This window comes from Bacillota bacterium, from assembly GCA_033549065.1.
In the GTDB taxonomy this organism is placed as follows: domain Bacteria; phylum Bacillota; class Dethiobacteria; order DTU022; family DTU022; genus JAWSUE01.
The window spans coordinates 191610-218493 of the sequence record JAWSUE010000002.1 but is presented as its reverse complement, the minus strand read 5'-3'; the positions used below and the strand labels follow the sequence as shown (position 1 = coordinate 218493).

27 protein-coding genes are annotated in these 26884 nt (G+C 48.1%); 7 read left to right on the top strand and 20 right to left on the bottom strand.

The features are described from left to right. Positions 1–17: 17 nt before the first annotated feature. From SCJ97_02190 to SCJ97_02170, 5 genes are all read right to left on the bottom strand, one after another. Positions 18–1295 (bottom strand): TRAP transporter large permease, encoded by a 1278-nt coding sequence (locus SCJ97_02190; protein ID MDW7738854.1) that lies wholly within the window; start codon positions 1293–1295, stop codon positions 18–20. A 35-nt stretch (positions 1296–1330) separates the two neighbouring features. Then, positions 1331–1915, bottom strand: coding sequence for a TRAP transporter small permease (locus SCJ97_02185; GenBank protein MDW7738853.1), 585 nt, complete (start codon positions 1913–1915; stop codon positions 1331–1333). Between the two features lie 74 nt (positions 1916–1989). Then, on the bottom strand, positions 1990–3120 hold the full coding sequence (gene dctP / locus SCJ97_02180; GenBank protein MDW7738852.1) for a TRAP transporter substrate-binding protein DctP: 1131 nt from the start codon (positions 3118–3120) through the stop codon (positions 1990–1992). Between the two features lie 61 nt (positions 3121–3181). Further along, complete coding sequence (locus SCJ97_02175) at positions 3182–4375, bottom strand: amidohydrolase (protein ID MDW7738851.1); 1194 nt, start codon at positions 4373–4375, stop codon at positions 3182–3184. Between the two features lie 430 nt (positions 4376–4805). Continuing rightward, complete coding sequence (locus SCJ97_02170) at positions 4806–5594, bottom strand: IclR family transcriptional regulator (protein MDW7738850.1); 789 nt, start codon at positions 5592–5594, stop codon at positions 4806–4808. A 377-nt stretch (positions 5595–5971) separates the two neighbouring features. Between SCJ97_02170 and SCJ97_02165 the strand changes: the two genes are divergently transcribed. The 7 genes from SCJ97_02165 to SCJ97_02135 are packed head-to-tail and all read left to right on the top strand — an operon-like array spanning position 5972 to position 9608. Then, entirely contained in the window at positions 5972–6283 is a 312-nt protein-coding gene (locus SCJ97_02165) for a PadR family transcriptional regulator (GenBank protein ID MDW7738849.1), read from the top strand. 28 nt (positions 6284–6311) lie between these two features. Continuing rightward, a complete protein-coding gene (locus tag SCJ97_02160) occupies positions 6312–6956 on the top strand; it encodes an ATP-binding cassette domain-containing protein (GenBank protein MDW7738848.1) in 645 nt (214 codons plus the stop codon). A gap of 3 nt (positions 6957–6959) precedes the next feature. Then, positions 6960–7790, top strand: coding sequence for an iron export ABC transporter permease subunit FetB (fetB, locus tag SCJ97_02155; GenBank protein MDW7738847.1), 831 nt, complete (start codon positions 6960–6962; stop codon positions 7788–7790). Positions 7791–7845: 55 nt separating this feature from the next. Continuing rightward, on the top strand, positions 7846–8226 hold the full coding sequence (locus tag SCJ97_02150; GenBank protein MDW7738846.1) for a helix-turn-helix transcriptional regulator: 381 nt from the start codon (positions 7846–7848) through the stop codon (positions 8224–8226). A 48-nt stretch (positions 8227–8274) separates the two neighbouring features. Next, positions 8275–8577, top strand: coding sequence for a hypothetical protein (locus SCJ97_02145; protein ID MDW7738845.1), 303 nt, complete (start codon positions 8275–8277; stop codon positions 8575–8577). A 30-nt stretch (positions 8578–8607) separates the two neighbouring features. Continuing rightward, on the top strand, positions 8608–9087 hold the full coding sequence (locus SCJ97_02140) for a permease (protein MDW7738844.1): 480 nt from the start codon (positions 8608–8610) through the stop codon (positions 9085–9087). Beyond that, positions 9087–9608 carry a permease gene (locus tag SCJ97_02135; protein MDW7738843.1) on the top strand — a complete coding sequence of 174 codons (522 nt, stop codon included), beginning with the start codon at positions 9087–9089 and terminating at the stop codon, positions 9606–9608. The genes SCJ97_02140 and SCJ97_02135 overlap by 1 nt, the downstream gene beginning before the upstream one ends. Positions 9609–9784: 176 nt before the next feature. Here the strand turns inward: SCJ97_02135 and tsaD are convergent, their stop codons facing one another. The 15 genes from tsaD to SCJ97_02060 all read right to left on the bottom strand — a co-directional run bounded on the left by tsaD (position 9785) and on the right by SCJ97_02060 (position 26880). Beyond that, positions 9785–10816 carry a tRNA (adenosine(37)-N6)-threonylcarbamoyltransferase complex transferase subunit TsaD gene (tsaD, locus tag SCJ97_02130; GenBank protein MDW7738842.1) on the bottom strand — a complete coding sequence of 344 codons (1032 nt, stop codon included), beginning with the start codon at positions 10814–10816 and terminating at the stop codon, positions 9785–9787. Further along, entirely contained in the window at positions 10806–11297 is a 492-nt protein-coding gene (gene rimI, locus SCJ97_02125; GenBank protein MDW7738841.1) for a ribosomal protein S18-alanine N-acetyltransferase, read from the bottom strand. Before rimI ends, tsaD begins: the two co-directional genes overlap by 11 nt. Before the next feature lie 4 nt (positions 11298–11301). Beyond that, positions 11302–12027 carry a tRNA (adenosine(37)-N6)-threonylcarbamoyltransferase complex dimerization subunit type 1 TsaB gene (gene tsaB, locus SCJ97_02120; protein ID MDW7738840.1) on the bottom strand — a complete coding sequence of 242 codons (726 nt, stop codon included), beginning with the start codon at positions 12025–12027 and terminating at the stop codon, positions 11302–11304. A 273-nt stretch (positions 12028–12300) separates the two neighbouring features. Next, positions 12301–12849 carry a tRNA (adenosine(37)-N6)-threonylcarbamoyltransferase complex ATPase subunit type 1 TsaE gene (gene tsaE, locus SCJ97_02115; GenBank protein MDW7738839.1) on the bottom strand — a complete coding sequence of 183 codons (549 nt, stop codon included), beginning with the start codon at positions 12847–12849 and terminating at the stop codon, positions 12301–12303. Positions 12850–12909: 60 nt separating this feature from the next. Beyond that, the gene (locus SCJ97_02110; GenBank protein ID MDW7738838.1) at positions 12910–13305 is read right to left on the bottom strand and encodes a PIN domain-containing protein; all 396 of its coding nucleotides are present in this window, start codon (positions 13303–13305) and stop codon (positions 12910–12912) included. After that, the gene (locus SCJ97_02105; protein MDW7738837.1) at positions 13286–13564 is read right to left on the bottom strand and encodes an AbrB/MazE/SpoVT family DNA-binding domain-containing protein; all 279 of its coding nucleotides are present in this window, start codon (positions 13562–13564) and stop codon (positions 13286–13288) included. The genes SCJ97_02110 and SCJ97_02105 overlap by 20 nt, the downstream gene beginning before the upstream one ends. 113 nt (positions 13565–13677) lie before the next feature. Next, positions 13678–15597 (bottom strand): ABC-F family ATP-binding cassette domain-containing protein, encoded by a 1920-nt coding sequence (locus tag SCJ97_02100; protein MDW7738836.1) that lies wholly within the window; start codon positions 15595–15597, stop codon positions 13678–13680. Positions 15598–15610: 13 nt separating this feature from the next. Then, positions 15611–16027, bottom strand: a complete 417-nt coding sequence (locus tag SCJ97_02095) for a type II toxin-antitoxin system VapC family toxin (GenBank protein ID MDW7738835.1) — start codon at positions 16025–16027, stop codon at positions 15611–15613. Continuing rightward, positions 16017–16274 (bottom strand): AbrB/MazE/SpoVT family DNA-binding domain-containing protein, encoded by a 258-nt coding sequence (locus tag SCJ97_02090; GenBank protein MDW7738834.1) that lies wholly within the window; start codon positions 16272–16274, stop codon positions 16017–16019. The genes SCJ97_02095 and SCJ97_02090 overlap by 11 nt, the downstream gene beginning before the upstream one ends. An 88-nt stretch (positions 16275–16362) precedes the next feature. Further along, positions 16363–17490, bottom strand: coding sequence for an NAD(P)/FAD-dependent oxidoreductase (locus SCJ97_02085; protein ID MDW7738833.1), 1128 nt, complete (start codon positions 17488–17490; stop codon positions 16363–16365). Between the two features lie 84 nt (positions 17491–17574). Continuing rightward, positions 17575–17916 carry an AbrB/MazE/SpoVT family DNA-binding domain-containing protein gene (locus tag SCJ97_02080; GenBank protein MDW7738832.1) on the bottom strand — a complete coding sequence of 114 codons (342 nt, stop codon included), beginning with the start codon at positions 17914–17916 and terminating at the stop codon, positions 17575–17577. A gap of 85 nt (positions 17917–18001) precedes the next feature. Further along, on the bottom strand, positions 18002–22072 hold the full coding sequence (locus SCJ97_02075) for a mannose-1-phosphate guanylyltransferase/mannose-6-phosphate isomerase (GenBank protein ID MDW7738831.1): 4071 nt from the start codon (positions 22070–22072) through the stop codon (positions 18002–18004). Positions 22073–22415: 343 nt separating this feature from the next. Then, entirely contained in the window at positions 22416–24734 is a 2319-nt protein-coding gene (locus SCJ97_02070) for a glycosyltransferase family 4 protein (GenBank protein ID MDW7738830.1), read from the bottom strand. 143 nt (positions 24735–24877) lie between these two features. Beyond that, positions 24878–25903 (bottom strand): glycosyltransferase family 4 protein, encoded by a 1026-nt coding sequence (locus SCJ97_02065; GenBank protein ID MDW7738829.1) that lies wholly within the window; start codon positions 25901–25903, stop codon positions 24878–24880. A 2-nt stretch (positions 25904–25905) separates the two neighbouring features. Further along, positions 25906–26880 carry a glycosidase gene (locus SCJ97_02060; GenBank protein MDW7738828.1) on the bottom strand — a complete coding sequence of 325 codons (975 nt, stop codon included), beginning with the start codon at positions 26878–26880 and terminating at the stop codon, positions 25906–25908. Positions 26881–26884 lie beyond the last annotated feature (4 nt).

The following is a 26884-nucleotide window of genomic DNA, read 5'->3' as shown; positions in this document are numbered from 1 at the left end:
GCTTTTGTCGTTATAGCTTATAACAACGCTGTATTTGGCAGGAATAAAGCTATCTGTGGAAAAGCCACCAGGAGAATAGTTACCAGGATCAGGATCAGAATGAATGGTGGAGTATGGGCAATTACCTCCAGATAGGGCCGCCGGAATATCAGCTGGGCGGTAAATATATCACAACCAAATGGTGGAGTAGCAGAGCCGATAGCTGCCTGCAGGGTGACCAGAACCCCAAGCAGGATCGGATCAACTCCGGTCTCGATAACATAGGGCGCAAAAATCGGGCTCAACACATAGATTGCGACGATCGGGTCGACAAACATACAGGCCACGAAATATGATACTACAATAATTAATACAACTGTCAGGTAAGATGGATCTGAGCCAAACAGCGGTCCCAGGAACTGCTGGGGAATTTTCAGGAAGCTTAACATCCAGGATAGTGCCTGCCCTGCTCCAACCAGAACAAATACCACGCCGGTTATGACGCCGGTCGATAAAAAACTTTCGACCAGGCTTTTTATAGTCAGATATCTGTAAACAACAAGCTCCAGGAAAAGAGCATAAGCTACAGCTGCCGCCGCCGCTTCAGTCGGACTAAATATACCAGCATAAATACCGCCGATGATAATAGCCGGAAAACCGAGTACAGGCAATCCTTCTTTGATTGCTATTAATTGTTCCCGTCGGGTAGCTTTTGGGAGCTGCCCTACTTTTTTTATCTTTGAGTAAAAGAAACAGTAGATCGAAAATAACAAAAAGATTAACAAGCCAGGCAGGATACCGGCGATAAATAGTTTTCCAATCGAAGTGCTGGTTACTACACCGTAAACGATAAACCCAATACTGGGAGGTATCAAAAATGCTATATCGCTGGCGTTAATAATCAAGCCGAGGGTAAATGAACTTGGATAGCCCGCCTGCAGAAGCATGGGACGCATGGTTCCACCAATGGCGGCTACCGTGGCTTGAGTTGAACCTGATACTGCACCGAAAAGCGTACAGCTTGCATTGGTGGTAATTGGTAATCCACCTGGTATATGTCCAACAAAAGCTTTTACCATGTTTATAAGCTTTTCTGCTGCTTTGCCCGAAGTAATGATATTGGCGCCCAGAATGAACATGGGCACACAGACCAGGGCTGGCGGTTTGATTCCGGATAAAACCTGCTGAACCAGAACGTTCATGTTAAACCCAGGCATGTAGATCCAAAAATATAGAATCAGGGAACCCAGGATTACAACCATAAACGGAAAACCCAGAAGCAGCTTTGTGAGCATACTAAGGCCCAAAAATAGCAATAAAATTCACCACCTTTCAGTCACACAATAACCGGTCAACCTACTTCTTCATATTCACTTTGTTGCTCGGGGGATAACCATACGTCTTTTTCAATGATATTTTTTATAATTGTTCGCAAAAACTGGATACCGGCTGAGGCGAAACCGATCACAACAATAATCAGCGTCATCCAGTAGGGAATCCTTAGCGATGGAGTGACCTGCATGGTGACCATGGAGGTTATCATATACTGGTATGTGTAATAGGCCATCAAAAACATAACGATGGAGCTGTATGTGACTATGATAAAGAGCAATATCTTCTTAATTTTAGGATTTAACATATCGAAGATAGCGCCCATTCTAATGTGTCTCGCTTTTCTGACGGCATAACTTACGCCGACAAAGGTTATAAATAGAACCAGAATCATAGAAACTTCTTCAGCATAGTAGATACTCCGGAAAAAATTTCGGGCGATCACATTGGCGATAAGGATAGCGGCCAGAAGAAATACTCCTATACTTAAAAGTGATACTTCAAACCAATTAACTATAGCTCCCACCATATGAAATATGTTGGAAAGACGGCTGTGGTGCTTGTTATTATTCCCGTTTTCTATTGTATTGATACGATCACTCATAAACAAAAACCTCACTTTTTAAAAGCCTTGCAGCGGCCTATCAGGCCGCCGCAAGGTTTATTCAAGATCGGCGCTTAATTTGCAATACCAAGTTCAACTTTTGCTTTTTCAATATCCTGCATCAGTGCATCATAAACAGCCTGGGCGTTTGGTCCGCCAATTTCAAGGAATACCTGATGGGCATCCATCGCTTTTTCCTTGAATCTTTCCTGCTCTGCCCCAGTCACATGAATGACTTCAATTTCAGGCCTTTCTTCTGTCATTGCATTAAGGTCTGTTTCATGGCGGGTGTTAATCCAGTCTGCCGCAGGCACAATAGCGTCTGCCCACCATTCCCTATGCTGCTCCTTGACATTTTCTGGAAGAGAATCGAAGAAAACCATGTTAATGGTGGGAATACCTACAAAAGGTTCTGCATATATCTGGGTAAAGTAATCCTGAACATCATAGAAGTTCATGCTCCGGATAGCAAAGATCGGGTTAACCTGGCCATCTATAAGACCTGTTTGCAATCCGCTGTAAACTTCGCCATACGACATGGGAGTCGGCGATGCTCCAAGAGCAAGGTACTGGGCGTTAAGCATATCGGATCCCATGATTCTGACGTCGAAACCGACCATGTCATCAACTGTCCGAATTGGGCTGTCGGAAGTAATCCATTGCCATCCTTCAAACATAATACTAAGTGGGACTAGACCTTCACGCCTGAAGCTTTCCACGATAATCGGCCAGCTGTCACCATTGCGAACGACCCATTCCATTACTTCCCATGGTCTTTCCTCAGGCCAGATGTAGTGAAGTCCAAAAACAGTAGCTTCGGGGACAAAAGCGCCCATCCAGGCAAAGTCGGAAAATACATATTCCACTACTCCGAGCTGGGCAAGTTCATTGATGTCACGGGTATCACCGAGTGTCCCGTAAGGATAAACATCAAGCTGAAACATGCTGCTAGACCAATCAAGCATATGATCGGCAAAATTTTCTGCCCAGACAGTCATGAAATCACCCTCGATCTCTTCGGATGCAAGTTTAGCTTCAATTAAGCGATCAAGGACAGCTTCATCTTCGTCCTCAACATCGATTGGTTCATCGTCTGGAGCTTCATCAACGGGTGCTTCAGCTGCACAGCCCGAAACCATGATCAAACCGACAATCAGCAAAAGGCATAATATTGGTAATAACCACTTTGCATTCAATACTTTCATTTTTAATACCCCCTAAAATTTAAAAATCTCCATTGCGGTGTTCCACTAATGCCTGTCAGTACTATTGCGCAGCTAACACCCCCCTGTTATTTAACAACTGCCAGGCATACCTTACATACATTTCGACTCCAACGGGAAGTATATCTTCGTCAATATTAAAACGGCAGTTGTGATGCGGATAGTGGGTTCCTTTGCTTTCTGATCCGATTCCAAGAAATACAAAGACACCCGGAACACGAGCTGTGAACTCCGAAAAATCTTCGCTGGCCATGCAGGAATATGGGATGACTTTATGCTGGTCATTTGTTATACTGACTGCAACTTCAGAAGCAAACATGGACAATTCGGGATTATTAACCAGAGGGATATTTTCTTTATAACTTTCAAAATTACAGCTGCAACCGTGGGCAGCAGAAACTTTTTCTGCGAGATCTTGAAGTCGTTTGGAAGGATTATCTTCACTTCCTACTTGATAGAGGGTCCTGATAGAACCTTCAAGCATTACAGTGTCGGGGATAATATTGGCCTTGGTTCCTCCATGAACATTACCGAAAACGATAACAGTCGGCTTCATGAGGCTGATTTCCCGGGTTTGAATACGCTGAGCGGATAATATAATATCCGCAGCAGCTATAATCGGATCTACTGCTGATTCTGGATAACCGGTATGGCCTCCAACACCTTTTACTGTAATTTTAAAAATCTCAAGTCCGGCCATCACTGCCCCGGCCGATATTCCGAAAAATCCTGTTGGAAGGGGCGACCAGACATGCAATCCAAAAACAGTATCTACACGGGGGTTATCAAGAACTCCTTCTTCGATCATTCGCAGCGCGCCTGCACATTCTTCATTGGGCTGGAAAACAAGCTTGATAGAGCCTGAAAGCTGACTTTTCATTTGATTGAGGATTTTAGCTGCTCCCAGCAGCATGGCAGTATGTGCATCGTGTCCGCAGGCATGCATAATGCCAGGATTCTGAGAGCGATAACTTAAATCATTTTCTTCTTCGATCGGTAGCGCGTCCATATCGGCACGCAGCATCAAAACCTGATCTTTCTGGGTGCCTTCAATTAATCCGACCACTCCTGTCTTGGCAAATCGATTGGTTGAGATACCCAGTTTCTGGAGATATTTTTCAATCAATTCTGCTGTCCGGTGTTCTTCAAACCCTAGCTCGGGGTGAGCATGGATATCGCGCCTGAGCATTAAAACCTCTTCAGACACCTCATTGACAGCTTTTCTTATATCAGCCACGCTGTTGTCCCCTTTCATTCTATAGGCATGTTGAATTAATCTCGACGTAATAGATCTAATAGAATGTTTAATGAACAAATTAAACGAGCAGTGATTGATAGTAATTAAACTAGAGTTGGTAGAAATAACGTTACCGTAGATGGAAGGCGATAGATTACAAAAACTCTGTTTCGCATAATAGAACAATAGTAATGGAGCAGTAATTAGAGGTAATATAGATTTAACGATAGTTGAAATAAGGTAATATATGTTTGTTTTTTTTGATTGATTCTACAAAAAATATGATTGTCCTGCCAGATTTCAAAAAAATTTTAAATAAAACAATGATGTTCCATATAACAGAACTTGCTACACTAAAAATATACTTCAACCAACTTTAATAACTGGTTGAAGCAAATTAATTGATATTTTTAATGCATGAAGGGACCTTTTAATGAGCGCCGAAAAAACGTGATATTTCTACGCATGCGTTTTGTTGATCTTGCTTTATTTCTGCAATCTTATTGAAATTAAACCGGAAAGACGGACCACTAACACTTAGCGCAGCGACTATATTCTGTTCGTAGTTTCGAATTGGCATAGCAATACACGAAATTCCTTCGCACAGCTCTTCCTGGTCTACCGCGTAGCCTTGTTCTCGAACCCGGGCTAAAACATCCCGCAACTTCCTGAGTGAATCTATTGTGTTGTTGGTATACTTAACCAGTTCTGGACTTTTAAAAATACTTTTTATCTTGTCATCATCAAGTTCAGATATAAGTATCTTGCCCAGAGCTGTTGCATGAAGTGGTTCTTGTTCTCCGAGATACGGTCCTGCTTTGAAAGGAATTTTCTGCGGATCGACTTTTGCTATAATTGCAACCTTATCATTTATCCTGATACCCAGATTCACCGTTGCTTCACACTTATCGCTAAGTTCTTCGAGGATAATCATATCAATATTATTGAGGTTTCGCTGTCGTGGTATCAGGCTGCCAATCTCAAATAGTTTCCAACCCAAACGGTATTTTCTGCCTTCGGAGCATTTCTCAACATAACCATAAGCTGCCAGTGTGCTTAAAATACGATGAATAGTGCTTTTCCCGATATTTAACTTTTTACTGATATCAACAATTCTTATTCCGCCTGCTGGAGCTTCCTTCATTGCTTCAATTATTTCCAAGGATTTTTCAAGAGTATGGACAGGATATTTAGTTGTATTTTTTTCTTCGGTATCCAAGTCAAACACTTCCTTTATTATATTAATCTTGAAATAACTTTGATATAAGTAATAAATGTCTAATAGGAGCATATTAAATCTTCAATAATTTTGTTGCTTTATTTAGAATATCATTTCATAAATTAGAATGCAACATTCTATTGTTTGCTAACTGAATTTATACCACTGATTCATAATTTGAAGCGATTCAGTGCTTCTATATAGCACAGGGAGATGTTCTGAAGTGACTTTTCTGTGCTGTTATCAAAGAACTGGGTGAAGTCAACAAGAAATGTGTCAGAAGAACCGTCCCCGTGACACGTTAGTTTGACAGGTATTTTCTTCCGATTTATAATATCGTATATCGATATCGTTATTCTATTTTAAGGGTGATTTTGATGAAACAGCAGATCCTGCGGAAGTTATTTCTTGGGTTTATCCAGCTTCATATCCTCTACCATGCTCAGAAGGAGTCGGTTTACGGTGTTTTCATGATCGATGAGCTGAAAAGCCACGGTTATGACATTAGCGCCGGTACCCTCTACCCTATCCTGAACAGCCTGGCGGCGGGAGGGCTGCTGACCAAAACCAACCGGCTGGTCGGCGGCAAGATTCGCAAGTACTACCGTATTACTACGGCTGGTAAAAAGGTATTACGGGAAGCGACGGCCAAGGCGGAAGAGTTGGCCAGGGAACTCAGGCAGAGCTGAGCAAATTTATTGCAGCGAGGTGTAAACAGTGTTCAAGTTAAATAATGTGCGCTATAAAAATATTGTTAGCGTCGATGAGCTTTCCATCGATGAGGGTCAAACCACCTGCATCGTCGGCGAAAGCGGCAGCGGTAAGACAACCATGCTGAAGCTGCTGAACCATATGATTGATTACAGCGAGGGTTCAATTTTTTATAAGGGTAGTGATCTAAAAAACCTCGATGCGGTTTTGCTCCGCAGGGAAGTGATTTTGCTGCCCCAGGTTCCGGTTATTTTTCCGGGCACGGTGAGGGATAATCTATTGATCGGCCTCTCTTTTGCCAAAAAAGAACCGGTGACCGACGAACGGCTGCTTGAAGAGCTTGCGAAGGTAGGCCTTCAACAAAAGGAGCTCGACGAGGATGCCGAACCGCTTTCGGGGGGCGAGAAGCAGCGTCTGGCTTTGATCCGGGTAATCCTGATGGAGCCTGAGGTTCTGCTGCTCGATGAACCTACCTCCGCAGTCGATGACGATACGGAGGATAAAATCACCGCCTATATTAACGATTACCTGGCGGCCGGTAATCGAACGCTCGTGCTGGTTACCCATTCCAAACCGCTTGCCAGAAGTATGGGGAAAAAAATTGTTACCGTTTACAACGGCAGAATCACAGACATTGAGGAGGTGGCCTGAGCAATGAACGAAATAGTTCAAATCGGCCCGCTACGCCTGCTTTCTGCCTATGTGTTCATCCTGCTCCTTTTGTTCCTGACCAGAAATCTGGGCATCAGGAAGGAAAAGGAGATTATCATCTCGACCGTGCGGATGACCCTGCAGTTGCTGGCAATGGGCTACATTCTGGTTTACATCTTTGATTACAGCCGTTTCTACATCACCCTGCTGATTTACGCGGTGATGATATTCTTTGCGATCCGCAATATCTTCAGCCGGGTCAAAACACCGGTTAATGCTAAGCTGCGCAAAGTAATTATGGTCTCGATGATATCGGGCACCGTGATCACCGCCTTCTATTTTTTGCTGCTGGTGATCAATATTGAGCCCTGGTACGAGCCGCGCTATTTTATACCGATTGCCGGCATGATCATCGGCAACTCGATGACCGGTGTGTCACTGGGTGTGGAGAGGATGATCGGTGAGATGAAGGCCAGAAAACAGCTGGTTGAAGGGGCCCTCATGCTTGGAGCAACTCCCGGGGACGCAACTTTGCCTATCATCAAAGATGTTTTTACATCGGCAATCATGCCCACCCTTAATTCGATGCTCGGCATGGGAATCATCTTTTTACCCGGCATGATGACCGGACAGATCCTGGCCGGCATGTCGCCCCTGATTGCCATCGAGTATCAAATTGCCATCATGCTGGCCATCCTGGGCAGTGTTTCGATTACTTTATACATGCTGATTCGCTTCGGCTATCTTACTTTTTTCAATAAGTGGAGCCAGCTGGAGGAAAGTGAAGTTAGCAATGCACACAGGGGGACAAACCATAAAGTATTGACACCGTGAGTCAGTAGTGGTAATATGTCACTAATGACATAGCAACAAAAGGGAGTGTTTTAGGATGTGTGAGAGTGAAAACTGCCATTGTGAAGGATCGGGTCTGAAAGTCGAGGGTTTCATTGTCCCCTGTATTCTCTTTCTTTTAAAAGAAAAACCGGCCCACGGTTATGAAATTATGGATAAGTTGGGTAACCTGGGCTTTCTGGATAGCCTGCCTGACCCAAGCGTTGTTTACAGGCACCTGCGCAATCTTGAGGAAGAAGGCAAGGTTAAGTCGGAGCTGGTGCCCGGAAGCGGAGGGCCGGCCCGCAAGGTCTACTCAATAACACCAGGTGGCGAGGATTACCTGGAGATGTGGATTCTAAAAATCCGCCGCCGTAAGGCTAGCCTCGAAAGTTTTCTAAAGCTATACGAGGAAACTTACCCTGCTGATAATATTTAATATGCCTGCGCTGTTCGGCAGACTAATAAAGAAAAGAGATGTTGGCTAATGAAGACTTATAAAATCAGTGAGCTGAAAGCATTTACCCCTGAGAACTTCAACAAAAAAGAGTTGCAAGTTACCGAGCAATCAAAAGTGCTTTTAATCTTTTTTGAGTCTGGCCAGGCGGTAGATCCCTGCGTGATGAGCCGCAATACCATGTTTTATATTATAGAAGGCGAAGGCTTTGTAAAAGAGGTTGATATTGAAGAACCTGTTTCAGAAGGATCACTGGTTATCATCGAACCCGGGCTGGAAAGACAGCTTGTCGCGAAAACTGAAATGGTTGTGCTGGCAGTTCAGTATGCCTAAATAAAAAATATCAAAGGCAGGTAAATAAAGATGACTACTCTGGTGATCTATATTATTCTATTTATCCTGCTGGCTTTATCTTTAATTAAAGACCGGCAAAAAACCGGCAAAGCTTTCAAGGTTGCCGGAAAAGCATTTTGGAAGATGGCTCCCGGCCTGCTGGCCATTATCGGTGTGGTGGGGCTGATTCTGGGCATCCTGCCGCCCGAGACGATAACTCGATTAGTCGGAGCCGAGGCTGGCTTTGCAGCAACTGTCACTGCCGCCCTTATCGGAGCGCTCACCCTGATTCCGGCGCTGATTTCCTTTCCCCTGGCCGCTTCACTGCTTCGTTCCGGAGCAACTGTTACAACGATCGCCGCTTTTATCACCACCCTGGTGATGGTCGGTTTCGTAACGGCCCCGCTGGAAATTAAAGCACTTGGAAGAAAATTTACCCTGCTTCGCAACAGCTTCAGTTTTCTGGCTGCTTTGCTAATAGCCCTGATAATGGGGGTGGTTTTGAAATGATGATCATCAAGAAGTTTAGAGCCCCGTTAATTTTAGCCCTGATATTCCTGGTTCTCGCCTTCTGGTGGCCGGAGATCGCCAATCGCACGGCAGCTGTTTCTTTTAGCTATCTTAAAGAAATGGCCATGATTATTCCCGCTATTTTCATCTTGATGGGTCTGCTGGAAGTATGGGTACCCAAAGAGAAGATCAAACAGTTGATCGGCCGAGGATCCGGTATTAAGGGCATGTTCTTCTCTTTTTTGATGGGCACTCTGCCAACTGGCCCTTTGTATATCGCCTTTCCTCTGGCCGGATCGCTTATTCACAAAGGAGCGAGGATTTCAAATATTGTTATCTTTCTTGGCGCCTGGGCGGCGATCAAAATTCCTCAGTTGGTGGCAGAAACGGAATTCCTGGGGCTGCAGTTTACAGCCCTGCGCTTCGTTTTAACCTTGACTGCGGTAATTGTCATCGGGTTGATTCTGGAAAAATTAATCAGTACAGACGAAATACCGGCCATGACAGAACAGAATGAATGAGGTGAGTGAGGCAAACCGATCAGGCTGAAATGAAATTTTACACCGACCGTGGCTGTGCAATTTTGTATCTTTTAATGTTAACTCGAATTTAACTAACATAAGGATCTTTAGTTAGTCTAATTACCGCACAAGAGAACCGTCCCCGTGTGCGGTCCCCTTGTGCGTTTTTTTAATTATTATTGGCCGATACCGAGGCCAGGGATGGCGTTTAGGTTTAGGGGGGCGAAGTTTCGATTGAGGTAGAGCGGGTAAGCGGCAGCGGCAATCATCGCTGCATTGTCGGTGCAGAGTTCAAGGGGCGGGTAGTAGAGCTTGGCGGAGGGTAGTGATTCGGAAAGGCGAGCAGAGAGTCGGCTGCGCAGGCGACTGTTGGCGGCCACTCCGCCGGCCAGCATTACTGCCTTGGCTTTGTATTCGGTGGCGGCATCTACTGTTTTTTCAACCAGAACTTCAACCAGTGCTTCCTGAAAGGAGGCAACCAGGTCGGGGATATTTATTTCCTCACCGCGCCTGTTGGCATGGTAGCGGTGATTTATCACAGCTGTTTTCAGGCCGCTGAAACTGAAATCAAATCGACTTTTTTCATCGAGCCAGGCCCGGGGGAACTCGACTGCGGTGGGATCCCCGGCCATGGCCAGTTTATCGATCAGGGGACCTCCTGGATAGCCTAGCTCAAGCACGCGGGCTACTTTATCATAGGCCTCGCCGGCGGCGTCGTCGCGGGTCCGGCCGAGTGAGGTTATTTTGCCTTCTTCTTCAAGGAGGAGCAGTTCGGTATGGCCTCCGGAGACGATCAGGACTACAGCCGGAAACTGGCGGGATGCGCCGTCCAGGTAATTTGCAAAAAGGTGAGCTTCCAGGTGGTTAACGGCGAGTAGGGGTAGGCGCAGGGCGTAGGCCAGCGCTTTGGCTGTTGCCACGCCGACCAGCAGGGCGCCGACCAGGCCAGGACCGTGTGAAACGGCAACAGCATCAAGGTCTTTGAAGGTTAGTCCTGCTTGCTTAAGGGCTTCGTCGATCAGGGTGTTGATCAACACCAGGTGATGGCGGGATGCAATTTCCGGAACCACTCCCCCGAACCGGGCATGAAGCTCTACCTGGGAGGAAACAAGGCTGCTTCTGATCAGCCTTCCATCGGTGACAACCGCAGTTGATGTTTCATCACAGGAGGTCTCAATCCCCAGGATATTTACTTCTTCAGTTTTCATCAGGCTTCCCCTCCCCTCTTCTGCCGAAAATCTTGACGATATCCTTGGTCATAATCAGGGCATCTTCGTCTGTATAGTAGTTTTTTCTTCTTCCACGCACCCTGAAGCCCAGTTTTTCGTAGAAAGCGATCGCTGATTTGTTGCTGGGTCTGACCTCAAGGGTTATGGCGTTTACATCGTACTTACATGTCCTGTCCAGTAAAGCTCTGACCAGGCGGGTGGCAATTCCATGACGGCGATACTCCTCGCCTACGGCCAGCGTTGTGATGTGAACCTCGTCGATGATGACCCATGCGCCGATATAGCCAATTATCCTGTCTTCGTGGCGGGCTACAAGGTAGTTGGCCAAGCGGTTCAATTCGAGCTCGGTGCGGAAGGACTGCAGGGGCCAGGGGTCTTCAAAGGAGGCTTGCTCCAGAGCGGCCACCGCCTCTACATCATCAACAAGCATGGGTACTATCGCTACATTCAGATCATGCATGATGTTAACTGCCAGTCCTCTCTTTCTTTTCGGTCAGTCTTTCCGCTTCGGGGCGTCTTAAATACTGCGGTAGTAGATCGTTGTATGATACCGGCGGGTTGGCAGTCAGGAGCTGGCCTCCGCGAAAGGCAACCAGGGAAGCTCGGCAAATCCTAAGTTGGGGCGGCCCGATAACTGCTTTGCCTGGTAGAGCTTTCTCCAGCTCTGCAGCATAGCTGTTTAAACCCTCACCGATGAAGTTAACCGGCTCGTGATATTTTTCTAGAGCTAAGGTAAGTTCGCTAAGTGATAAAGCAGCTGGTTCAATCAAGGTTTCGAGGTTTGCGGGATTGGCGAAGGGGCGCCTATACAGGGCGGTATAGACCTGGCTGCGCCGAGCATCAAGGAGGGGGCAGATCAGGGCGTTTGGAACGGTAATTGCTTCAGCTAAAGCTTCAAGGGTTCCGACTCCCACTACCGGGATGTCCAGCCCCTGGGCTAAGGCGCGGGCGGTTGAAATGCCGATGCGCAGGCCGGTAAAAGAACCGGGACCGGCGGCCACGGCCACTGCTTCCAGCTGCTCGCGCTCGATACCGCTTTCGGTGAGCATTTGATCAAGCAGAGGCATCAACCGCTCCGAATGAGTCTTCTTTATGTTCAAAGTCAACTCGGCCAGCAGCTTATCACCCTGCAGCAAGGCTACACTACAAGCTAAAGTCGTTGTATCTATGCCAAGAATCAACAGGGCCATTTCCTCCCATTTCGTGTCGCAGGGACGGTTCTCCTGACACACTTCCTAATGCTCAACTTATTTTTTTGTCGCAGGGACGGTTCTCCTGACACACTTCCTAATGCTCAACTTATTTTTTTTATGTTGCACCAATGCAACATCTATAGAATTTATCCCCGATACATTATACTATTTTAAAAATAATGTCGCCATTTCGTCAGGTAAAATAAACTTTATCCTCTCAAATACTCAACCCTCTTGTGCTATATAAACGTAAAAGCGATTGAAAATGTGTCAAGAGAACCGTCCCCGTGACACATTGAGGGTGCCGTCGGTGTGCCAGGTGATGTTTTCGATTACGGTTTCTACTATTTTTGAGGGGTAGGTACCGTGGGGGGTGAACCTTATGCGGCGGCCTTCTCCCTTTTCGTCGTAAAAGAGCTCGATATCGATCTTCAGATATTCGGGGGGAAGCAGATCGGGAAGGCGTTCGGGCCATTCGATAAAGGCGATCCCGTCACCAGGCAGGTACTCGTCAAAACCAAGTTCGATTATATCTTCGTCGGATGATAAGCGATAGAAATCGAAATGGTAGACCGGCAGGCGACCGTTGTAGATCTTTAGCAAGACAAAAGTCGGGCTGGAGACCCGATCGGTTACTTCAAGACCACGGGCGGCGCCGCGGGTAAAAACGGTCTTTCCCGCGCCAAGTTCCCCCTGCAGGGCAACCACAAGGGGTTTATCGAGGTAACGGCCAAAGAGTTCTCCGATGTAGGCGGTCTCTTCTTCCAGCCTGGTGGTTATATATGCTTCTGCCTGGCGCATTGTACCGTTTTTTTTCATTTTGGGCACCTATTGTACATGGTTTTATTTACATAAACCAAGTATCTATTGATTTCTTTCTTATTCTAAAACCTTAAAACCATACTGTTGGAAGTGGCGATCGAACGTAAAGGCTTCATTCAAACTAAGACGATTCATAACAACAAAACTAACAGCATCTGTCAGAGAATAATTTTTATCGTTATTCTTTTTTAATAGTTTTAAGGCATTGTTTTCATCTTCGAATGTTACCCATTCGACATGCCACGATTGTTCTTCGAGAAATTGCATCGCTAAATCTCTATTAGCTTTACTGAGCAATAATGCATGTGTCTCCAGTCGAATGATATTTGTTGTAACAAGAGCAGCGTTCTGTTCTGAGAGCTTTTTAAATATTTTTATTGCTTGATTATGATATCCGTCCTTAATATTAAAAAGTGCTGCAAATGCTGAAGTATCAGTAAATATTATTCTCATCATTATCAACCGTTTCAGCAAAATATTTATCATGATTTTCCGACAGATCTTCAGGCCCGGCAAATGAACCAATTAAGCTATAAATACTACTTTTTTTATTTAAAACCGGTAATTGGCCTTTAAAAGCTTTCATCCTGATTTCATTATTATCGAGTACAAGATAAAGCTTACTCCCTGTCATTAATCCCAATTTTTTTCGCACTTCTGCAGGGAGCGTTAATTGTCCTTTGCTACTGATCTTTACGATAAAAGGTTCCATGTATAAGCCTCCTTACTTGTAAGATTTGCTTTACGTTATTATATCACATATGGGTTTGCTATGACATAGGAACCAACAACTTATTCAACTTATCATGTAAAAGAATCTGGTGATTACAACTCTTCCAACAAACCGGTGACTTCTTCCCAGCGATCCATCAGGGAAGTTATTTCTGACCTGGCCTCTTCAAGGCTGGAGCCCAGTTCGGCCAGTTGGTGATGATCTCCATAGCGTGAGGGATCCGAGAGGGTGTTTTCCAGCTCGATGATATTCTCTTCCAAAGCATGAATCTCTTCTTCCAGGCGAGCCTGTTCGTCCTTCAATCGGCGGATTCTGCGCTGTTCTTCCTGACGGCGGCGGTGTTCTTCCTGCCTTCTTGCTTTATCATCCAGCTTTGACTGTTCATCTTTCTTCGGTGCTGCTGCGCTGTTTTCTTTCAGTTCGAGGTATTCCTCAAATGGCGCATCAAATATCTTAAGTTTACCCTGGTCAAGTTCAAAAACCCGGTTAGCCATGCCTTTAAGAAAGAACCGGTCGTGAGAGACAATAATCAAGGTGCCGGGGTAGCTTTCCAGAACCTTTTCGATTTCTTCCAGGGCAGGCAGGTCAAGGTGGCTGGTCGGCTCATCCATTAGAAGGCAGTTCCCGGTGCTCAAGGCCAGGCGGGCCAGGGCGAGGCGGCTTTTCTCCCCCCCGCTCAAATCGCGAACCTGCTTGAATACGTCATCTCCGCGGAAGAGGTAGCGTCCCAGGTGGTTGCGGGCCTGTTTGACATCAAATTCAGAGACTGAAGTTATCGCTTCGACCAGGTTCTGCCGGGGCTCGAGCTGCTCCTGCTCCTGGGAGAAATAGACTACACGGGTGGACGGGCCGAGACGAATTGAGCCGGTAGAGGGCTTGAGCGCACCGGCGATCATCTTCAGCAGGGTCGATTTGCCTGCTCCGTTGGGGCCAACCAGGGCGATGCGATCCCCCCAGTTAATCTCAAAGGATAAGTCGGCAAATAGAGTGCGGTCAGGGAAATCGATGCCGACTGAATCGAAGATGATTACCTGCCTTCCGCTGCGCCCGCTGTATCCAAGCCCCAGCTTAAAGCTTTTTTGATCCGCCACCCGTTCGACCGTTTCCAGCTTATCAAGGCGTTTCTGGCGGCTGCGGGCCTGGCGCTTGGAACGTTCGTCCGCTTTCGCCTCGCGGACAAGGCGCTCCTCCCGTTCTTTAAGCAGTTTCTGGTGCTGATATTCCCTGTCAAGGCTTAGTCGTTCCTGTTCTAGCTGATGCTGGTAGGCGCTGTAGTTGCCGATGTAGCTTTTGATGTCATGGCGACTGAGGGCAAAAATACGGCTAACTACCCGGTCCAGGAAGAACCGGTCGTGACTGACCACCAGGAGGGCACAGGGCAGGTCGCGCAGGAACTTCTCCAGCCATTCGAGGGCTGACAGGTCGAGGAAGTTGGTCGGCTCATCGAGCAACAAAAGGTCGAGGTCCTGGAGGAGTAAGCCGGCCAGGCGCGCCCTTGTTTTTTCCCCGCCGCTGAAGGATGAAAGCTCGCGATCGAGGTCACCTTCTTCAAAGCCGAGCCCGCGGGCTACAGAAAGCAGCCTGCTTTCTACCTGGTAGCCCCCGTTTTCTTCAAACCGGGAGGTCAGGGTGGCATATTTTTCAAGTAAATCCTCCGGGGATTTTCCTTCCCTTTCCGCCCGGGAAGCAATCTCCTTTTCAAGGGCGGCGATTTCATCCCTGAGATCAAAGAGATGCTTCAGGGGGTAGCGCAGGTGGCTGAGCAATGTTCCATCAGGGATGGCCCGGGGCTCCTGGGGCAAATAGCCGATACGGGTGCCGCGGGAAAGATGCACTGAGCCAATGTCTGCTTCCAGTTCACCGACCAGAATTTTAAGCAGAGTGGTTTTACCCGACCCGTTGGGGCCGATCAGGCCTGCTTTTTCACCGGGTTGCAGTTGGATGGTAATGCCGGTAAGGATCGATTCGGCACCGTATGACTTGCTGATTTGTGATAGGTTTAGTAAAGGCATCTAAGTTCCTCGATTAGTAACTATAGGCATCCGGTGGCGATAAAACCAATCCCGGAATATATGAAAAATGTTTTATATTTTTTGATACCAGGGAGGCATTGACTATGACAGCGGATGCAGCAATTACTGCATCGGGCATTTCCAATCCATTGTTTTTCCGATATCGGGCAATCAATCTACCGGCAAGTTGAGCAACCGGTGAATTTAATTCAATTCGCTGCAAACTACTTAAGAGTATCTTGATCTTCTTTTCTTGTTCTAAACTCATCCGCTCAACCGAATAAAGTTCAATCTCAGTGATTGCTGAATAGAATCCGTTAAACTCTTCATTAAAAATTATTCTCCTGATTAGCTCTGCCTCTTCTGACTGACCGCGCAGATAATTTATAAATATATCGGTATCTAACAATAAGCTGGCTTTACCAAACATCACGAGTTCCACCTTTTCTTATATCACGGACGTATTCGGCACCATCTACTTCCAAATCATGCCAGCTTCCCCTGAGTTCCTCGAATATATTTTTTAGTTCTTCCGGATCATATTTTTTACTTGGATAAATAATCAGGCTGTCACCACTATCAATAATTGAAATTTCATCTCCAGGTTCAACGTGCATCCTTCTTCGGAAATCGACAGGGATAGATATTTGACCTTTTGATGATATTTTAACTTTCACCAAAATACACCTCCTGCTTTACAAGTAAGACTATTTTAACTTAATAACCCTTATTGATCAAGTAGGTAGCTATGCAAATTGAAATTATTTATTCACTTTGAAGTTTCCGAACTTGGCGGGCGATGCTCAGGCAGCAGGTGAGGCCGGGGGATTCCATGCCGAGCAGGTTGATCAGGCCGGGTAAGCCGCGGGAGCTTTCTTCGGTGATGATGAAGTCGCGGAAGGGTTCCCCGGGGCCTGAAAGCTTGGGGCGGATACCGGCCATGTCGGGTTCGGGATCATTTGGTTCGATAAAGGGAAAAAATGGTTTGACGGCGCTGTAGAAATCGGCTGCGTGGGTCAGCTCTATTTTGTATTCCGGCTCATCAGTGTAGATAGTATTCGGGCCGAGCAGCAGGCGGCCGTCGAGGCTTTTAGTTAGATGAATACCGAGTCCTGTTAACTCATGCAGGGGCGGCGGGTATACCAGGTGATTAACCAGTGATGCTTTCGAGGAGGGCAGGCTGAAATATTCTCCCTTGCAGTAGTGCTGGCGGTAGGCTGCCTGGTCGATATCGATGCCTGCCAGGGAGGCAACCTGATCTGCCTGCAGACCGGCAGAGTTCACCAGGTTGATACAGTCGATAGTATCCAAGCTGCCATCTGGGTTTTGAAAAGTGATCCGGTAACTGTCAGAGAGTTTTTCAATATCTTTAACCTGGTGGCAGTAGGCCATGAGAACACCGTTTTGCTGTGCCAGGTATTCGAGTCGATCCATCAGGGTGTGAGAGTCTAATATGCCGGTGGAAGGAGAAAACAGGGCCCGTTCAGCCTTGATGTGCGGCTCCAGGCGGGAAATCTGCGCAGGGGCAAGATCTTCGAGATCATCTACCCCGTTGGAAACCGCCTGAGATAGCAGGTCGTCAAGGGAGGCCGATTCTTCGGGGGTGTTGGCTACTATCAGCTTGCCTGTGCGGCGGTAGGGGACTGACCATTTTTCGCATAAACTGTAGAGCAGTTCTTTGCCTTCCACACAGAGCCGTGCTTTCAGGGTGCCTCTAGGGTAATAGATTCCGGCGTGTATCACTTCGCTGTTGCGGCTTGAAGTTTCACGGCCAAAGCTTTCGTGCTGTTCCATAACTACAATATAAGAGCCGGGGCTTCCGGCTGAAAGCTCGGCAGCTACAGCCAGACCGATCACCCCGGCACCGATTATTAGTGTGTTGACTTTATCCATTTATATTAAGTTCCTTTTACAGCCTTCACATCAATTTTCTTTATATCCTGTTTGACTTTGTTTGGAATAGTTACTTCAAATATTCTATTCTTCATTGAGTTCTTTCTCGAGTTCATCAAGTGTTACATATTTACCTTTTGATACATCCTCGCCAGCATCCTTAGTCATTTTCAAGAGAGCAGTCGCCAATTCTTTCTTTTTCTCTGCAATTTTATCATCCAATTCATAAGGAGCGCAACCTTCATTAATCAGATCTCGTTTAATTAGATCATCCAGATCATCGTATATATCACGCTTTGAAATAAGAATTCTGTCATTGTTTATAACTTCAATATTAACTATATCTTTCGGCTTTAAATTAAGCTTTTCACGTATGTTTTTTGGGATAGTTAGCTGTCCCCGATCATTTAACTGAGCATTATTCATCTTTTCACCCCTCCATTACTTCATCATTTCAGTATTTCAGCATACTGATATTATGATTATATCATAGAAGGACATTTTGTTGAAATCAGCAGATCGTTTTGATCGCCTGGCGGAGCTGGCCCAGTTTGTGGTCGGCTTCCGATGCCGTGGGCGCGCTTACCGAGAGGTAGAATTTTACCTTTGGTTCGGTGCCGGACGGCCTGACGGCAAACCAGGAACCGTCTCCCAGGGTGTAGTGGAGAACCTTCGATTTGGGCAGGGTTAACTCGAATTCCCGGTTATTGGCGAGATCCCACCCCTTGCTTAATTCGTAGTCCCTTTTCTCAATCACCTGATTACCGGCAACTTCGGCAGGCAGATTACGAAAAGCCTTCACATGACGGTCGGCCAGTGAGATATCCTTCAGTTCCACGGTGAGCAGATCTTCCCGGAAGAATCCAAATCGGCGATGGAGCATATCAAGCACGTCGAGCAAACTCTTACCTTGCTGCTTGTAGAAAGCGGTCATCTCGGCGATCAGCAGGGAAGCTATAACGGCGTCTTTGTCGCGGACGAAGGTTCCGGCCAGGTACCCATAGCTTTCTTCGTAACCGAAAATGAAGTCAAAGGTATCTTCTTCTTCAAATTGCCTGATCTTGTCCCCAATAAATTTAAAGCCAGTCAGGGTTTCCACAATATGCAAATCATACGATTCGGCCACTTTCCGGCCGAGGTCCCCGGTAACAATTGTTTTGACCAGGGCGGGACTAATCGGCATCTTACCGCTGCTTACAAGGTTGCTGCAGATATATTCGATGAGCAAGGCGCCTACCTGGTTGCCGCTCAAGATTACATAGCGCCCGAAGGTGTCACGGACGGCTGTGCCCACGCGATCGCAGTCGGGATCTGTGGCGAGGATCAGGTCGGCTTTTACTTCTGCCGCTTTTTCCAGGGCCATCTGGAGGGCTGCCGGATCTTCGGGGTTGGGCACCCTGACCGTACTGAATTCGGGGTCTGCTGTCATCTGTTCTTCAACCAGGACAAGGTCTACACAGCCCATGCTGGTAAGCAGGCCAGGGATGAAGACAGAACCTGTCCCGTGCAGCGGAGTGAAAACCGCCTTCAGGCACTTCTCCGGTTTGGTCAGGGAGAGACTCTTTACCTTTTCCAGGTAATACTTATCAAGGGCGGGATCGATTGCCTTGATCAATCCCTGGTTAACCGCCTCTTTGAGGGGGATGGTTTTTACATCATCAAAAATATCGAGCTGTGTTATCTCGCTGATCAGCTCGTCGATGAATGGGCTGACCGCCTGACCTCCGTCGGAGCTGTAGACTTTGTAACCGTTGTAGTCCGAAGGGTTATGGCTGGCGGTGATCACGATTCCGGCTGCACATTTGAGCTCGCGGGTAGCAAAAGAGAGCAGCGGTGTGGGCCGGATATCTTTGAAAAGCAGGGCTTTAATACCGTTGGCGGCAAGCACCAGGGCGGCCGCTTCGGCAAATTCAGCCGAGTGGTGGCGGGTATCGTAGGCGATGGCCACTTTCGGGGCGCTTTTAGACGGGGACTGTTTGTTTATATAGTTGGCCAGACCCTGGGTAGCCCTGCGAATGGTATAGATATTAACCCTGTTCAGACCGGGTCCGATCAGTCCGCGCATCCCTCCGGTTCCGAATTCCAGTTCATTGCCGAAATGCTCGTCGACAACAACTATATTCTCTTTCATCGCCAGCAGCTCGCGGCGCATGGAGGGCTCGAGTTCGGGATGGGTAATCCATTTTTCGAGCAGGATTTCTGAAGGAGGCTTGATGTAGTCTTCGTCATTAAGCCAGGGTTTGCTCTTGAGCGGGGGCAGTTTCTGCGTATCTTCCTCGTCGGGCAGGGCGCAGAAATCTTTTTCTTCAGTCTCATCCTGAACTTCTCCACTTGGGGGTGAAGGTGAGGGAGTTTCTGGTTCTACGGTTGGTGGAGCAGTGTCTGTGTCCCCTTCGATCAGAGGAGAGGACATATCGGTAACTTCATCTGCAGTTGAGAATTCATCTGAAAGATTTTCGGCATCATAGGGTGTATACGAATCTTTTTCATCTCCGGGTTTAACGTCTCGCCAGGAGGGGAAGGGAATTTCCGGGCCTTCCACGGTACGGGGTGGAATACCGGAGACGGGTTTCGGCGGGGTGGGGATGATTAAAGTGTCTTCGATAGAATCTTCTTCATCTTTTCCAGCCGGCCGAATAACGCCTTCTTCCTCTTCATCAACGTCCTCCTCCGGTTCTTCCTGAGCCGGCTCTTTAAGATCTTTAAAATCGGGCGATGTGTATTTCTGGATCTCCTCTTCGGTTAGCGGCTTGTAGGTGGCATCGCCGGCATCGATTCGGCCGTAAGGCATCAGCTTGGGCTCTTTCGGCGCTTCCTCCTGCAGTTTTTTGACTTCCTCTTTTTGCTCGCCTTCATCGCCTTTTCCCTCTTCAGAAAATTCTTGTTCAGAAGTTTCGGCTGGAGGTGTCTCCTCTTCCGTCATTTCAATTGTTAGTTCATCTGGCACTACCTTTTCTGGCAGATCCCTTTCCGGCAGATCGGTCTCGGGCTTCCCGGTCAATTTCGGACTATCTGTGGGGAGCGACGGCTCGGAGTAAGCTATTTCCGAAGCGGTTCTTTCAGATGTTTCCTGCTTATAGGCCGGCCTCTCAAAGGTCGGGGTTACACTACCTGCACGGCCGTAATCATCTTCATAGCGTTCGATATCGTCCTCACCCAGGTATTCTCCGTACTGGACTTCGATCAGTGTCAGGGGGTCGGGGCCTTTGTTTTCCATGCGGTGGCGACCTTCCTTCGGAATATGGGCTGTTTCACCTTTTTTAACTACAAATACCCGGTCATTAACCGTAACCAGCGCTTCTCCTTCAACGACAATCCAGTTTTCGGAGCGGTGCTTGTGGCTCTGCAGGCTGAGACGGCTTCCGGGGTTGACATTAATCCGTTTGATTTGATAGTTTCCGCCAACTTCAAGCGAGGTATAGCTGCCCCAGGGGCGGTAGATGGTTCTGTGCTCGCGGGCTTCGACTGCTTTTTCCTTTTTCAACTGATCGACTACTTTTTTGACATCCTGGGTGTTGTCGCGGTCACAGATTAGCAGGGCATCTTCGGTATCGATCACCACCATGTTGTTCAAACCAACAGTACCGACCAGTCGGGAAGTTGAGATAATCAGGCTCTTTTCGGTTTCGAAGGGGATAACATTGCCCCTGATGTAATTTAAGTTTTCATCTTTTTTGGTGATCTGGTAGTAAGCATCCCAACTGCCGAGATCGCTCCAGCCGATATCGGTGGGAATGACCGTAACATCGCTGGCCGCTTCGAGGATGCCGTAGTCGATCGATATCTTCTGCAGTGCGGGGTATATTTCATCCAAATTTCTTAAACTCGGAAGGTAGATTTTTTTCAGGGAATCGTACATTTCCGGAAGCAGCTCTTCATACTTATCCAATAAATCGCCAACGTTGAAGATGAACATGCCACTGTTCCAGAGATAGCGGTTATCAAGCATGTAAATCTTCGCCGTAGGCAGATCAGGTTTTTCAACAAAGCGGTGAATCTTGAAGGTATGATCGTCGAGTTTTTCCCCGGTACAGATGTAGCCATAACCAGTTTCAGGGTAGGTCGGTTTGATACCGAAGGTAACCAGACCATATTCCTCGGCGGCCTTCTCCCCCTGCTTCATTAGTTCGACAAACTGGGCATGATCGGGAATGAGGTGATCCGATGGCAATACAGCCATTATTTCGTCTGGACCCGATTCGTAGTCAAGTAAAGTAGCGGCAAGTCCGATGGCCGGAGCGGTGTTGCAGGCCTCCGGCTCTTCGAGAATACGGATTTTCGAATGGCCAAGCTGCATGATCTGGCGGCGGATTTCGTCTGCCTGTTCAAAATGTGTAATGACAATAATTTTTTCTTCCGGGACGGCAGCGAGAACCCTTCTGACAGTAGCCTGAATCAAGGTCAGGTTGATATTCTTCAGCGGGGAAGTTGTGTCGAGCGTCTCTCCCGCGGTATGAGCTTTGATTTCTCCCTTAAGTGTCTTTAAGTTTTCCGGCAGCTGAAGAAACTGCTTGGGATAGAGTTCGCGGCTGATCGGCCATAGCCTGGTACCGCTGCCACCGGCAAGGATTATAGCATACATAAAATTCCCTCCTTTTCGTGTCACAGGGACGGTGTGTCACGGGGACGGTTCTCCTGACACACTTTTCTGTTTTAAATTCATTCAATTCTTAACCAAGACTTATGGTTACGTCCCCGGAAAAGCTTTCTATCTATCTTTGCAAAATCGCTGGCCCATTTTTCAAGCTTGCTACAGAAGTTCACAATACCTTTGTCTACGTATCTTTTTTTACATAAAGTTTTATAATGCTTCCTAAGCTATATATTAGAAGTCTGATAATATATTAGTTTAACTTTGTCATCGTCAACACAGAAGAACCGTCCCCCTGTGCTGTTTTGTGACACAAGAGAACCGTCCCCGTGTGTTATTTTTTGGTGAGGTTTAGCTGTTGCTGCTGTTGGAATAGGCCCTGGTGAGCGACCAGGTGGACTCGCTGTAGAGCAAGCAGCAGGGATACCAGTGATTCGCCTCCCTGGTTCTGGTTGATTCCGCCGGGCTGCAGTCCGTCATAGCAGGCGCCGCTGTGAAAATCGTAAAGCGGCTGCTTGACATCGTTGCTGCCGAAAAACCAGTTGAAGGCCCATTCCATCTGCTTAAGCCAGCTTGATTCACCGGTTAACACGTAAGCTTGATAGCAAGCATCGGTTATCGCCGTAGCATCGAGTGACTGCTGGTCGAAGCGGGCTTTTGTCCCGCCTTTTTTATACCATCCATCGTTTCCGACCAGGGAAAGGTGTCCCCCTTCCGGGCTGGTCTGCACTTTTATCAACCACTGCAGGCTCTTTATGCCTGCATCAAACATCTCTTCATGATCAAGGTAACTGCCGGCAATGATCATAGCCTGGGACAGACGGGCATTGTCGTAGGCCAGAATATCCTCACACCAGTACCACTCTTCGGTGGCGTTTTCCCTGAAGAGATCATAGATTTTTTCACTCAGTTCGGTCATCAGGTCGCGCACCCGGGCATCTCCCCCGAAGCGGCGCAGGTAGTAGTTGGCACCGATGGTCGAAAAGGCCCAGGCCCGGGGAGATGTAAATTTAGCCGGGGTATGAGCGATTTCTTTGAAGAGCCTGGTAGCCAGACCTAGAATATGATCGTTTGGCGGGTGGGCAACAGTATAGCCGAGAGCCCACATGGTGCGGCCGTGGCTGTCTTCGGAGCCAACATCTTCGAGCCAGCTGCGGTTAAAGCTCATGAAGTTGCGCATCCACTTCTTCTTCCGGTTGCAGGCGTGGTAGAGAAAGCTTAAATATGTATTGAGCAGGGGCAAAACCTGATCATCTTTTAACAGGCGGTAGTTCATCACCGCAGCAATCAGGGCCCGGGCATTGTCATCGGTACAGTAACCGTGGTTGCGATCCGGTGTGGCAAAAAGGGCATGCTGGAAGATACCAGTATCGTCGGTAATGTTCCGCAGGTGCTTTAGGTTAACTTCAGGCAGAATGGCCCTCTCTGTTACATCGGTGCTCTGCACGGTGCGAATAAACATATCACCAAAGTTGAAACGAGCCTGCTCGAAAGCGGCAGCATAGCTGCGGCCAACTTCCTTCCAGATCATCTGACGGCCGTACTGGTAGGAGTTCTTGCGCATACGGTTACGCCATCCCTCGTCGCTGAGCAGGTCGATAATAGCCTCCGCCATGGCATCACTATCCTTGAAGGGCACCAGTTTACCCCGGCCGTTATCCAGCAGCTCTTCGGCATAGATGTAGGGAGTGGAGATAATCGCTTTACCGCATGCCAGCGCGTAGGCGAGCGTTCCGGAAGTAATCTGTTCCCGGCTTAAATAGGGGGTGATATAAATGTCGGTGGCTACCAGGAACTGGACCAGCCTCTCCACCGATACATACTGGTTGTAGAAGGCAACGTTTTTATCCAGACCTTTATCCTGAACCATTTTCTGCAGCATGTGGCGGTATTCCTCACCGTAACGCCGCTTCACCTCGGGATGGGTCGCACCGAGAATGATATAGAGGACGTCTGGGTGGACTTCGACCACATTTTCCATGGCTGCCACAGAATATTCAAGTCCCTTGCTCGGGCCGAGCAGGCCGAATGTAAACAGGACCTTGCGCCCCTCAGCCTGGAACTGGTCTTTGTAGTAGGATGAATCGAGAAATGGGACATCGGGAGCGCCGTGGGGGATAAGCAGGATCTTCTCGTCAGGAACACGGTAAACCCTGGTAAGAATATCGACGGCAGCCTGCGCCATTACTACCACGTAGACCGATAGTTCACAGATACGCATCAGGGTCTGTCTCTGTCCGGCAGAGGGCTCTTCCAGAACTGTATGCAAAGTGGTGATGGCCGGTTTCTTCAGGCCGGACAGGAGCGAGATAATATAGTTGCCATCTTCGCCACCGAAAATGCCGTACTCGTGCTGAATTGAGACAGCATCAACAGGGGAATGGTTGATGAAGTCAGCCGCCCGCTGGTAGTCGCTGCGGTACTGATCACGGATATGAAAGGTTACCTCACGACCGTAGTTAAAGTCGTCGTTGGCGCTATTGAGGGCAACCACTTCAAAATTGCTCTGCTCCCCGGCGGAATCACCGGTTACATAAAGGTCTTTAATACTGTTTAAGAGATCCCCGCAGAAGGTGGCTATGCCGCACTGGCGCGGAGGGTAGGTGGAGATAAATGAAACCTTAACCGGTCGTAATATCTTACCTGGATGCATTGCGGTCACCTCACTTATCGAAGTCAGAAGCCGTAATCAGGAAGCTTATTTCAGATCATTTCAGGTTTCTTAAGTTACTTGTGAATTTCTTATCTTCTATTATACCAGTTAAAAGATATGAAGGGTAAGGTCAAACCGGGTGGTTAGCTGATTATCTTCCTGTAGACCTCTATGTAGCGATCGACCATGATATCGATGGTAAAATTCTCTACAACCCGCTGCCGGCACTTCCGGCGGTCGATATTATCGAGCTTGTAGAGAGTGCCGTTGGCTTCGTCGAGATCGCCGACCAGAAATCCGGTTTCACCGTCGACGATCAGCTCGGACATGGAACCTCGGTTGAAGGCGATGACCGGTGTGCCGCAGGCCATCGATTCTACCACACTGATACCGAAGGGCTCGTCAAAATTGATCAGATGCAGCAGGGCACGGGCTTCGCCGAGCAGCTTTCCCTTGCTACCTGGGCCGACCGGGCCGATGTAGCGTACTGTTTCATCGTCGAGGTACGGGGCGACGTAACGATCGAAATAGTTTTGGTCCTGAATTATCCCGGCGATCACCAGCGGTAAGCCGGCCTGCTTGGCCAGACGGATCGATTCGTAAACTCCCTTGTCGTGATGAATGCGGCCGAAGAATAGCAGGTAACCTTCGGGTGACTGAGCGGTCGAGAAGCTTTCGCTGAAAGGATAATCTGCAACGGGAATGCCGTGGTAGACCGTTGCGGCGTAATCGAGATCGGGATGTCGGTCTGCTTCGCTGATCGCCACGTAGTGGGCCTTCCCGTTGTACTTGCGGAAAACAGGCAGAATCCGCGGAGAAGAAAAACCGTGGATGGTAGTCAGAACAGGTGTGCTAACCAAGCCTGAATAGCTTAAGGGTAAAAAATCGAAATTGTTATGGATGAGGTCATAGCGACCCGCATTTTCGAAAACCTCCGAGATGTGGAGACATTCCCAGACTTTCGGTTCCAGCTCGGGGTCCTCGGACCAGGGTCGTGGCGCCACCGCTTCGAGTTTAGCCCTGGTGAGAGAATCGGCCGTAGCATAGAGGGTAACGTCAATGCCGCGCCTGACCAAACCTTCAGTGAGCATGCTGACCACCCACTCCCAGGGTCCGTAGTGTCGGGGTGGGGTACGCCAGGATATGGGGGCCAGCATCGCAATTTTCATCATCAGATGACGCAGAAACCCTCCTCTTTCGAATCACTGCAGCTTTTCAGGTAATCAAGCAGGTCCTGCAGTTTGGCGGAGGCGACACAGACACTGGTGTCGGCGGCTCCGTAATACATGTTCAGTTCATCGGTGGCGGGATCATGGGTTATTCCGGTCGGGAAGGTTACACCCGGCACATCGCCGACCCTTTCGTAAGGTTCATGAGGGCCAAAGACCCACTGATCGCTGCGCTTGATAATATTCCATGGTTCATCAAGATCGAGCAAAGCCAGGCCAACCCGATAGAGGCTGCCCGAAGCAGTCATGCGCACTCCGTGGTAGATGATCAGCCAGCCTTCACTCGTTTCAAGCGGCGGAGGCCCCAGGCCGACCCGTGTGCTGTCCCACCAGCCCGGACGGACCGGCAGTAGAATCCTGTGCTCTCCCCAGTGGATCAGATCGGGTGAATTGGCGATCCAGACATGGGCTTCACCGCGGATTATCGGGCGGTGAATGAGCATGTAGCGATTCTTGATCTTCCGCGGGAATAGTGATGCGTCTTTGTCTTCAGGGGGGAGCATGGCTCCGCGACGTTTGAATTTCTTCAGGTCCTTAGAGAGGGCCAGTGATACCACCGGTCCATCTTTGGAGAAGGAAACATATGTAATAGCATACTGACCGAGGTCCTCAAGCCAAACGATCCGGGGGTCTTCTATCCCCCATCTCTCCTCGTTGTAATTTGAATCGGGCAGGAGGATGTGGTTGTTATCGACTTTCCAGTCTTTTTTACCATCCTTGCTGCGAGCAACAGTAATGTGCGAAAAACCGCGCATATCCTCGACCCGGACCAGCAGTTTTGTTTCCCCATTATGCTTGATCGCTCCCGGATTGAAAGTAGCATTTGCCGGGTAGGGCCAGGTATCGGGGGTAATGATGGGATTGCCTTCAAAACGCTTGAAAAGCGTGGTCGGTCTCTGGTGGTTATAGTAAATCATTTAG